Origin of the sequence: Pseudomonas sp. PARCl1 (genome assembly GCF_947311875.1) — a bacterium.
Classification (GTDB): Bacteria; Pseudomonadota; Gammaproteobacteria; order Pseudomonadales; family Pseudomonadaceae; genus Aquipseudomonas; species Aquipseudomonas juntendi.
The window spans coordinates 36822-46624 of the sequence record NZ_CAMZMX010000043.1 but is presented as its reverse complement, the minus strand read 5'-3'; the positions used below and the strand labels follow the sequence as shown (position 1 = coordinate 46624).

Annotated in this window: 10 protein-coding genes; 5 read left to right on the top strand and 5 right to left on the bottom strand. The window is 57.2% G+C overall.

The features are described from left to right. Window positions 1-27 precede the first annotated feature (27 nt). Window positions 28-1854 (bottom strand): hypothetical protein, encoded by a 1827-nt coding sequence (locus QME24_RS19815; RefSeq protein WP_281690975.1) that lies wholly within the window; start codon window positions 1852-1854, stop codon window positions 28-30. Between QME24_RS19815 and QME24_RS19810 the strand changes: the two genes are divergently transcribed. Continuing rightward, on the top strand, window positions 1853-2374 hold the full coding sequence (locus QME24_RS19810) for a DUF3892 domain-containing protein (RefSeq protein ID WP_281690974.1): 522 nt from the start codon (window positions 1853-1855) through the stop codon (window positions 2372-2374). The genes QME24_RS19815 and QME24_RS19810 overlap by 2 nt on opposite strands. Before the next feature lie 236 nt (window positions 2375-2610). On the opposite strand, the gene QME24_RS19805 is transcribed toward QME24_RS19810, so the two are convergent. The 4 genes from QME24_RS19805 to QME24_RS19790 all read right to left on the bottom strand — a co-directional run bounded on the left by QME24_RS19805 (window position 2611) and on the right by QME24_RS19790 (window position 4569). Beyond that, on the bottom strand, window positions 2611-3180 hold the full coding sequence (locus tag QME24_RS19805) for a hypothetical protein (protein WP_281690973.1): 570 nt from the start codon (window positions 3178-3180) through the stop codon (window positions 2611-2613). Window positions 3181-3279: 99 nt separating this feature from the next. Next, window positions 3280-3654, bottom strand: a complete 375-nt coding sequence (locus QME24_RS19800; RefSeq protein ID WP_281690972.1) for a hypothetical protein — start codon at window positions 3652-3654, stop codon at window positions 3280-3282. A gap of 2 nt (window positions 3655-3656) precedes the next feature. Next, on the bottom strand, window positions 3657-4127 hold the full coding sequence (locus QME24_RS19795) for a hypothetical protein (protein ID WP_281690971.1): 471 nt from the start codon (window positions 4125-4127) through the stop codon (window positions 3657-3659). 46 nt (window positions 4128-4173) lie between these two features. Continuing rightward, complete coding sequence (locus tag QME24_RS19790; RefSeq protein ID WP_221100593.1) at window positions 4174-4569, bottom strand: hypothetical protein; 396 nt, start codon at window positions 4567-4569, stop codon at window positions 4174-4176. A 47-nt stretch (window positions 4570-4616) separates the two neighbouring features. Between QME24_RS19790 and QME24_RS19785 the strand changes: the two genes are divergently transcribed. The 4 genes from QME24_RS19785 (at window position 4617) to QME24_RS19770 (ending at window position 9765) form a co-directional block, all read left to right on the top strand. Continuing rightward, entirely contained in the window at window positions 4617-5165 is a 549-nt protein-coding gene (locus QME24_RS19785) for a helix-turn-helix transcriptional regulator (protein ID WP_281690970.1), read from the top strand. A 187-nt stretch (window positions 5166-5352) separates the two neighbouring features. Beyond that, complete coding sequence (locus QME24_RS19780) at window positions 5353-5529, top strand: hypothetical protein (RefSeq protein WP_281690969.1); 177 nt, start codon at window positions 5353-5355, stop codon at window positions 5527-5529. Window positions 5530-5560: 31 nt separating this feature from the next. Then, a complete protein-coding gene (locus QME24_RS19775; RefSeq protein ID WP_281690968.1) occupies window positions 5561-6124 on the top strand; it encodes a response regulator transcription factor in 564 nt (187 codons plus the stop codon). A gap of 8 nt (window positions 6125-6132) precedes the next feature. Further along, window positions 6133-9765 (top strand): transporter substrate-binding domain-containing protein, encoded by a 3633-nt coding sequence (locus QME24_RS19770; protein WP_280091525.1) that lies wholly within the window; start codon window positions 6133-6135, stop codon window positions 9763-9765. Window positions 9766-9803 lie beyond the last annotated feature (38 nt).

Here is a 9803-nt window from a genome sequence, read left to right as displayed (position 1 = left end):
CAGTGAGATCGGGCAATTGCTGCCGCATCAGTGGGTGCCGGCCTGACTTACGCAAGGTGAGTTGGGCGGACGCTTACTGAGATGCGGCTCTAGGAACGCCATAAATCGAAGGTATCTTTGAGAATGCAACGTCTGTCCTTGACTTCCCTCAGCTTTAGCTAACACGGCAACGAGTAGGCTTCGAATGAGCTTGGCTGCTTCGTTTGGTTCGATGTGACTAATGCTCCCCTCCTCCCGCAATTTAAAAAGAGATGAATTGCAATAGCCAAGATCAAAACAAGTCTGATGAAATGGGTGGCGTTGGCTGACTAGGTCTTCGCTGACCCACTGAGCCAGATTCTGCACGGACTCAAACCGCTTCGAGGGTTCGTTGGACAGGTGGGGCATTGGCGTGACGACTTCTTCAGTGATGTCGTACATCTGCTTCATCTCGATGGCGTATCGGAGTGCTTCAAGTTGTGCCCACTCAACCATTGGCTCTATCTTGGCGGCATGTTCTTTATCGGGTGACGCATTGAACGCAGCGACCGCTAATTCTCCGAGGACACGACCAGCGAGGAAGGCATCGCTGCACTTAATCACACCTCCTGAGAATGGCACTCCAAGCGAGAGGTTCGCCACCAAGGTCATTCCAACCGCAGGATCTGTCCAGTCCAGCTGACTCCTCCCTACGAATGGCATGTAGTTCTGTCTGACTGCCGAGTTGCAAACAAAGTCCCGAGCATGCTGCCCCAAGCTCCCCCAGAAATCGAATCTCGTAGGCACAACCCTATGACGGTATTGTCGAGTCTTGAGATGCCACTGGAAATCGCCGCAAAACTCCGGATCGAAATGCTCTTCCAACAAAGGAAACGCAGCTTTCGCAATGTCATAAACAGTGGTGGGCGTCTGCCCTAGAAGGTCACCTCTACGGTTGTGAATGAACGCTCCAGCTTCGGATTCTCGTTGAGGTAGACCATGGTCTCTACACCACGCATACATCGTATAGGGATCGATGGCGGTAAGCGTAATGCACCACCTACCCCTCCCAAATCCGTGGACGTCACGCCAAAGCATCATAAATCCGTGTGATCCAGCCCGATCCCCTGCCCTAGCGATCACATCCATAGCTGAAAGAACAACTCTAGGGGGCCAACGCTCATCGTCCTCAACGAAGCCCCTACGATCATTCAAGGAGAGCCCATCTACTAATTGATCTATGCCTTTGTAAGCAAGGTAAAGGTCAATTGACGTCAGCGCTTCGGGGGGAAGGTTCGTACTACCCGTCAGGTGCCAGGCTTCCGGCAAGTGCGCAACCAGGCCAAATCCAGACTCATTGCTGGTGAGTCGAAGTGCCAGGCACTGCTTTCCTGACCAAGCATTCATGCTACCTACAGCGTGAACCAGAAGAGTTGACCAATCTGAGGCGACAACTACGAAGCACACATCGAAATGCCCCAAGAATGGCAACATGTTTCGAAGCTCTTGCTCATATCCCGCAAGTTCTGTGACAGTCTGACGCTCTGTTTCGCTCGCACGCTTCACTTCAAAAACCACAAGAGTTTTGGTCTCTGAATTGAAACAAAGGATGTCTGGGCGTAGCACTTCACCAGTAGTAAGAGAAATGCTTTTATTAATCGATATTATTTCCAATAGGCTAAGCCTACCAAGCACATGCCTAGCCGCTTCAGCGGAGGTTCGTCGCGAGATGTAGTCGATACTAAAGGCTGGCAAGAAGCACTCTTCACTACCTAGATCTGCCAGCGACAGGACAGCCTCCTGACCCTGGATCGTATCCAAGAGCTCCTCTTGCTCTATAAGTTGCTGCAACCACGTTACCACTTCGGATTCGGGAGGGAGTTTCTGCGCTGACATGACTGTCCTTGACTTGACGAATACAAACGGTCAAAAATCTTTCCTCAACTCGAAGAGACTAGCCCACTCTAGGCAAGAAGCGAAGGGCTTTATGAATATCTTCGGGCCTGAAGCCAACAATTTGGCGTCATTTTTTACACCCAGCCGCACCATTGACATGCATAGCCGAAAGTTACTACAAGGTAGTGGCGCGACTCTACGCGCATTAAAAACCCTACGAAAGGAACTCGCAATGGCAGACGTAGCTGTGACATGCGTTACAAAACCTAACGTGAACAGTGCTCACGAGCATATCACCCACTTGGGTAATCCAACTGCGGGTTGGAAATGGACAAGGGAACAGGTGATTCAAAGCATCGATGCTAAATCGAATACTTTTTATGTCCAAGACCCGGCTAGTGGGAAGAAGGCTTACATCGGCGTAGTTAGGGAAAACGGCAAGGCTGCTTATCTGCGAACTTATGCTGATGGGCAATGGAACAACAACCTGCTCTCCTTGAACCAATGCCCCTTGGGCTAATTCTACATAAATTAGCTACCAGGCTGGGCTCTACATTGATGAGTAGTAACTTCATTCATGCGGAGCCCGACTAGCTGCATTGCTACCAGCAGCAAGTCTATGCGAGACCATGCTGGAACTCAGAGATCCGGCAAGCGGAGCGCGCAGACGGGAGGATGAAAGCCCGACAGGGCCAAAACCCGCCTTGGGCGGGATTTGGTTCACGCCAGCCGTCCGCGAAGCGGCCCGCTCATTGGTTATCGGTGAAGCTTACTGAACCTCTCCACCACCCGAGCTGGCGCAATCGACTGCCATGTATCGAGCACAGTGGTTTTGTAAAACAAATACACCCCTGTACCGGCAAAGAAAGCGCCAACCGCTAACCCTGTGATCGATGCCAACCAAGTAGCGAGAGTTCCTTGGCCGGAAATAGACATACGACCACCACTGAACAAGAAATCTACCAAATATGCGAAACCTATGAAGCTCGCCACAAAAGCTATTGCAGCCATAATCGCTGCTGTTATTAAGATATTAATCTGAACCTTATAACGCATACTTGGCACTGACAACAGCCTACCGCTCGCAGTCCGAACAGCATAGACAACTGCGATATTCCTGATTTTATTCTTCGAATTCTGCACAAGCGCGTAAAACTCGACCTGACTACCCTGTTCAAGCTCCTCATAGATAGCCAATGGAATTTTAAAGTTCGGGATGACCACTCCATCCACTCGCATAATCACTTGAACGACGTCAGAAAAATGCTCGAAAACTCGGATCTCCTCCAAGCATCCCGATATTTTGAGGTAGTCGAACTTAGTCACTTACAGCTCCTTGCTTAACTGCCTATATTGCAGGCACAGGGATACCTAGGGCATGAACCAGCCATACCCTTGGCTCATTTCTAAAATTGATTTCCGCGATTAGGTGTTGGGGTACCGATTACCCACCACGCGCCGGAACTCGTTGAAACTGCGGCGCCCACCGTCGCGCTGGAACGTGGCTATCACGTATCGGGAGTGGATCGTGGTAATGACCCAAAACCTTCCCTCCTTGGCCGTAGCCAGGATGTCGGAAGTTTGAATAAGGTGGCCATCAGCGTATCGCCCATGCCGCCCCTTCTTGGTGTGCCCGAACACAACGCCAACCGCGCTGTGCCTGCTGATGTGGACATTTACAAGAACCGCCGTGACCTCTTCTTCAAAGCCCTGCCCGACCGCTCGAGCAATCCGAAGCAGGTCGAAATCGGAATAGCGTTTGACGTAGAAATCGACTTCTACTTCGCTGTTCTCAGTCATGTTTAATTCCCGCCATTACCTGCAACTGATGTCGAATTCGAGGTACGACTGCGATACAGCTCTTTCAGCCCAGTCAGGGACTCGACTTTGAGGCCTGGTTCATGCGTGTCGATGTAAACGTCACCCCCTTCAACCTCCAGGATCGAGACCGGCACTTCATCCACGCTAAAGCCCATGGAGAGAGACCTCAGCTTTTGCATCTTCCAGCCATCGCCTTTGTTCATCCATGCGGGTGTGACGGCTTGGACTTCCCGAACAACCAGGCTCTCATCTTGAGCCAACAGCAGCTCAACGAGCCGGGCCTCATCGTTGAGCATCTCCTCATAATTGCTGAATTGGCCTTCATGAAGACGCTGAACGCTCACGTGGTACCAGTGGGTAGCGAGAGCTCGGGAAACGCCATGCCAATGCATCAGCCCATCGCCGAACATGCCTGGGATACCGGCCATGTCAGCTTGGTGCGAACGGAACATATTTTGACCTCTGAAACAGGCAAGTCCCACGAGTAGCTCGTGACACTTAGAAGATGGAGAAGATGGCTTGCAAGCTGGAAGGCTTGCGATAACCAGGGCCTTTCAAAACGTAGGCTGTATTCCGAGTTACGAACAGGTAACCATCTTCAAGCGAAGTGCCCATGGAGGAGCGTACCCAGTTGCCAGGTTCGAAGCGGCGCTGGTCGTCATGTAGCACATTGTGAGCAAACAGAAACATCGGCTGGCATCCAGCTGCGGTTACTTTCGCTCGCTCCTCGTCAGTAATTATCGCATCGAGAATTACCCAATCCTCAACCACGCAGAGAGGAAACCACTTGAACCGCTGTCGTGCCGCAGTGAGAACCTCTTCGAGAGAAAGCTCGGAGCCAACCAGGGCAACCCCATTTTCGCCCAGCAGCCCATCTTCGAGCCCTCTTTCCATTCGCTGCGTCCCCGCCAACAATTACACATAAATTGACGATCTAAGCCTTGACCGCCATCCATATTACTATAGCTCTTTGCATGGCGGCAGGCAAACGCGGCATACCGTTCGCTTTTGGGGAGCTTGCGATGTCGCTGCGTTATTCCTTTGCAGCATGCCTCCAGTTGCTACGCACTCGTAAAGGGCTGTACCAGGAGGACATCGCCAACGTCGGCGGTTCTGTCTCTCAGCCTTATGTGAGCAAGCTAGAACTCGGAAAGAGTGTGGTGAGTCTCGACACGAGCTATCAGATAGCAGCCGCGTTGAAGGTGGAGCCGATCACCCTCCTAGCCTTAACGGTTGCCTCTCACGATCAAATAACAGCTAGGGAAATGCTGCTGGCTGCGCTTGCGGAGCTGGATGCCTTGGAGCTGGCAGACGCGAGCCTTCCAACAGCGCCAGCGAAATTAGCCCGCCATGGGACAGATAACGCCAGGAAGAAATGGGAGGCGGTTCAGGACTTGAAAAAGCGAGGCTTCACTCAAGCCCAGGCGAAGAAAGAGCTGGGCATTCCTGAGTCGACTTTGCGTCGGTTGTGGCACCAGCAATTCGAATGAGCAATCCGTTGAGGAAAGGTACTCGAGAGGCATGATCGTATCGGTTGTAAGCTCATCACAAAGCTCGTGGTGAGGTGTATTGCTCCCTAACCCCCTTCCTGACTCACTATTAGCTCAGGTTCACTCCCTATCATAAGCGCACCGAATCTAAAGATTTTACGTCAAAGGCATCAAAGCCTTTTGGGCTTTGATCAAGAGCAAGAGCAAGAGCAAGGGCAAGAGCAAGAGCAAGAGCAAGAGCAAGAGCAAGGGCAAGGGCAAGGGCAAGGGCAAGGGCAAGGGCAAGGGCAAGGGCAAGGGCAGTCAAATCCTTGAGGGTTTTGACACTGAGCCCAGTGTGTCCACAAAACATATTTATTGTTGACGATCATCCGGTCATCCGCCTTGCCGTCCGCATGCTGCTGGAAAACCAGAATTACAAGATTGTCGGTGAGTCGGACAATGGCGTGGACGCGATGCAGATGATCCGCGAGAGCCACCCCGACCTGGTCATCCTCGACATCAGCATCCCCAAGCTAGACGGGCTGGAGGTGCTTGCGCGCTTCCAGGCCATGGCGCTGCCCATGAAAGTGCTGGTGCTGACTGCCCAGGCCCCGGCGTTGTTCGCCGTGCGCTGCATGCACTCGGGTGCTGCCGGTTATGTGTGCAAGCAGGAGGACCTCGGTGAACTGCTGAGTGCAATCAAGGCCGTGCTGGCCGGTTATAACTACTTCCCCAGCCAGGCAATAAAGCATGACCAGGTAACCACGAGCGACCTGCAACTTTTCCGCCAGGTAAATGATCGCGAACTGATGGTGCTGCAACTCTTCGCCCAAGGGCGCAGCAACAAGGAAATTGCCAAGGGCATGTTCCTCAGCAGCAAGACCGTGAGCACCTACAAGAAGCGCCTCATGCAAAAGCTGCAGGTCAGTACGTTGGTCGACCTGATCGAGATGGCCAAGCGCAACGCGCTGGTCTGAGCATGTTCATGGCCCGCCCTTTCGCCCGCCTGCTGCTCGCGCTGCTGCTGTTCAGCAGCGCGGCACTGGGCACCCACCACGAAACTGCATCGTACACGCTCCTGGCGCGTTCATCGGCCAGGCCAGCGCCACCGCAACTCACCGCCGAGCAACGGCAATGGCTTGCAGGGCGCCAGGAACTGGTACTGGGAACATCGGCCCCCGACTACCCGCCGTTCGACATCTCCAGTGGCGGCCATGACTACCAGGGGCTCACCGCCGAATATGCAAACCTGATCGGTACGGCCCTGGAGTTGCCGGTACGCGTGCTGCGTTTTCCCAGCCGCCAGGCCGCTGTAGAAGCACTCCGGCAAGGCGACATCGACCTGCTGGGCAGCGCCAATGGCTACGAAGCGGCCAGCGACGGCCTGGCCCTGTCGCACCCCTATGCCGTTGACCAGCCGGTGCTGGTCACGCGCGAAGACGAAACGCGGGCACTGGACACAGGCCTGGCCGGCATGCGCCTGGGCATGCTCTATCACTACCTGCCCGAGGCAGAAATGCTCAACGCCTACCCCAAGGCCGAGCTGCTGACGTTCGAGTCTTCAAGCCAGGCGTTGAACGCCGTAGCGTTCGGCCAGGCCGACGTGTTCATCGGCGACACCATTTCCACCCACTACCAGCTCAACCGCGGCCACCTGCCACGCCTGCGCATGGCCAACTTCGGCAAGCACGAAGCCATCGGCTTCGGCTTTGCCTTGCGCCAGCAGGACACCGTACTGAGGGAACTGGTCGATACCATCCTCGATAGCCAGCCCCCCGCCATGCGCGCCAGTATCTTCAAACGCTGGAGCGCCGGCAGCGACCTGCTGTTGACCGACCGCAACCTGCAATTGAGCGCAACAGAGCAACAATGGCTGCAGCAGCACCCTGTGATGCGTGTGGCCATCGACGACACGGCTGCGCCCTTGTCCTACTTCGATGGCTCGGGGCATTTTCGCGGCATCACTGCTGACCTGCTGGAGCTCATTCGCCTGCGGACCGGCTTGCGCTTCGAGGTACAGCGGGCCAGTGGCATTGCCGACATGATCGCCCGCTTGAAGGATGGCCGCGCTGACGTGATCGCCGCCCTGGCCATCGCCGGGTTGGTCGACAAGGACCTGCAGATCAGCCGGCCGTACCTGGAAAGCGCCTATGTTCTGGTTAGCCGCAAGGACAAACCGGCCCCAGGGTCCCTGGAGCAGTTGCAGGGCCACCGCATCGCCTTTACCCGCCACAGCGCCATGCATGCCACGTTGCCGCAGCATTATCCGCACATTGGCTGGGTCGAGAGCGCCAGCGCGTTCTATTCCATGGCGTTGCTCAACAGCGGCGCCGTCGATGCGGTGATCACCACCCTGATCGATGCCAACCACGCCCTGGCCAGCAACCCCGACCTGGTCATCCGCACCTCGGTCGGCGGCGAGCCCGCCAACTACGCCATGGCCACCAACGCGTCTTCACCGGCTTTGGCCTCGATTCTCGACAAGGCCCTGCAGAGCATTTCGCCCGAGGAACTGGGGGTCATCAACAACCGCTGGCGCAGCTTTGGCCCGCACGAAGACAGCAAGAGCCAGAGCTACCGCCGGCTGGCGCTGCAGGTGGTACTGGCCACGGCGGTGCTGCTTCTGCTGGCGTTGCTCTGGAACGCCCGCCTGCGCTTGCAGATTCGCCAGCGCCAGCGCGCCGAAAGGGCGCTGAACGACCAACTGGCATTCATGCGCGCACTGCTCAACGGCACCCCTCACCCCATGTACGTGCGCGACCGCGATGGCCGCCTGCAAAGCTGCAACTACAGCTACCTGGAGGCGGTGCAGGCCCGCTCCGAGCAGGTTATCGGCAAACAGCTGAGCGCCAGCCTGTTCGCCGACGCCGAACAGACCCGGCAGATCCAGGCGGATTACCACAAAGTGATGGCTGCCGGCTCCCCCCTGATCATGGACCGCCCGTTGCGGATCAAGGGCCGGGAGATGACCATCTACCATTGGATCCTGCCCTACCGTGATTCGCTGGGTGAAGTGCAGGGCATCATCGGCGGCTGGATCGACATCAGCGACCGCCGCCAGCTGGTCACGGAACTGCGCCAGGCCAAGCAGCAGGCCGACAATGCCAACCGCGCCAAAAGCACCTTCCTGGCCACTATGAGCCACGAAATCCGCACCCCCATGAATGCCGTCATCGGCATGCTCGAACTGGCGGTCAAACGCGCCGATCAAGGGTGGGTGGACCGCAGCGCGCTGGCCTTGGCGCACCATTCGGCCAAAGACCTGCTGGGCCTGATCGGTGACATTCTCGATATCGTGCGCATCGAATCCGGGCATCTCTCTCTGGCCCCCGAGGTGGTCGACCTGGCAGCGTTGGTCGAGTCGGTGGGGCGCATGTTCGATGGCCAGGCACGGCAAAAAGGCCTGGCGCTGGAAGTGATCATCGAACCGGCCGCACGTTGCCACGCGTTGCTCGACCCCCTGCGTTTCAAGCAAGTGCTGTCCAACCTGGTGAGCAACGCCATCAAGTTCACCGAGCATGGCCAGGTACGCATCTGCGTCAGCCTGCTGGACGAAGCCCCTGGCAGGCCTGCAATGCTGGACCTGGAGGTGCGCGACAGTGGTATCGGCATCCATCCCGACGACCTGGAACGCCTGTTCAACCCGTTCATCCAGGCCAACCCGCACAGCCAGGGTGCCCGCGCGGGCACCGGGCTCGGTCTGGCCATCTGCCGCAACCTGTGCGACATGATGGGGGGCAGCCTGACCATCAAGAGCCTGGAGGATGTCGGCACCCAGGTGCGCCTGAAGATGCCGTTGCAACGGGTCGATGCTGCAGCGCAACCCGCCCAGTTGCCGGAATGCCTGGACGTTCCCGACCCCGGTCTGCGCGTGCTGGTGATCGACGATCACCCGGCCAACCTGGAACTGATGGCGCAGCAGCTCGGTTATCTGGGCCTGCAGCATGCCAGCGCCCGGGATGGCCGAGAAGGCCTGGCCGCCTGGCGCGCCGGTGATTTCGACGTGCTGGTGCTGGACTGCAACATGCCGCACATGAACGGCTATCAGCTGGCAACCGCCGTGCGCACCGAAGAACGCCATGGCCAGCGGCCGCGCTGCACCATCCTGGGTTATACCGCCAACGCCCAGCCAGAGGTCCGTCGCAAGTGCCTGAGCGCCGGCATGGACGACTGCCTGCTCAAGCCCATCAGCTTGAGTACGCTCAGCCAGTGCCTGGCGGGCATTCACCCGCGCCGCCAGCAATGCGCCCCGGGCAGGTTGTACGAACTGGACGGCCTGGCGGCCGTGACCGGGCCAGCACCCGACGACCGCCTGCGTTTTCTGCAAGCGCTACTGCAGAGCCTGCAGGCCGACCTGCTCAGCTTGATGGCGCTGGACCCGCAGCACGACAGCACGGCCATCGCCGACCAGGCCCACAAGGTGCTGAGCGCCGCACGCATGCTCAAGGCACCCGCCCTGATGGCGGCATGCGAAGCGCTGGAAGCCGGCACCCTCACCCCTGCCCAGCTACGCTTGAAGCGCCAGGCACTGGCACGCCACATGCGCCGGGTGGAGCGCGCCCTGGCCAGGGAGTTGGCGCCACCCGCCGACACTCAGGCAGGCAGCCACGCGTGTTAACTGGTAGACTGCGCGGCGTTATTACCTAAGAGGATTGT

Excerpts from the sequence above, each read along its gene's own strand:
- QME24_RS19800 (WP_281690972.1), bottom strand. The coding sequence starts at position 3,654 with ATGACTGAGAACAGCGAAGTAGAAGTCGATTTCTACGTCAAACGCTAT.
- QME24_RS19815 (WP_281690975.1), bottom strand. The coding sequence starts at position 1,854 with ATGTCAGCGCAGAAACTCCCTCCCGAATCCGAAGTGGTAACGTGGTTG.
- QME24_RS19770 (WP_280091525.1), top strand. The coding sequence starts at position 6,133 with ATGGCCCGCCCTTTCGCCCGCCTGCTGCTCGCGCTGCTGCTGTTCAGC.
- QME24_RS19790 (WP_221100593.1), bottom strand. The coding sequence starts at position 4,569 with ATGGAAAGAGGGCTCGAAGATGGGCTGCTGGGCGAAAATGGGGTTGCC.
- QME24_RS19775 (WP_281690968.1), top strand. The coding sequence starts at position 5,561 with ATGCTGCTGGAAAACCAGAATTACAAGATTGTCGGTGAGTCGGACAAT.
- QME24_RS19810 (WP_281690974.1), top strand. The coding sequence starts at position 1,853 with ATGACTGTCCTTGACTTGACGAATACAAACGGTCAAAAATCTTTCCTC.
- QME24_RS19795 (WP_281690971.1), bottom strand. The coding sequence starts at position 4,127 with ATGTTCCGTTCGCACCAAGCTGACATGGCCGGTATCCCAGGCATGTTC.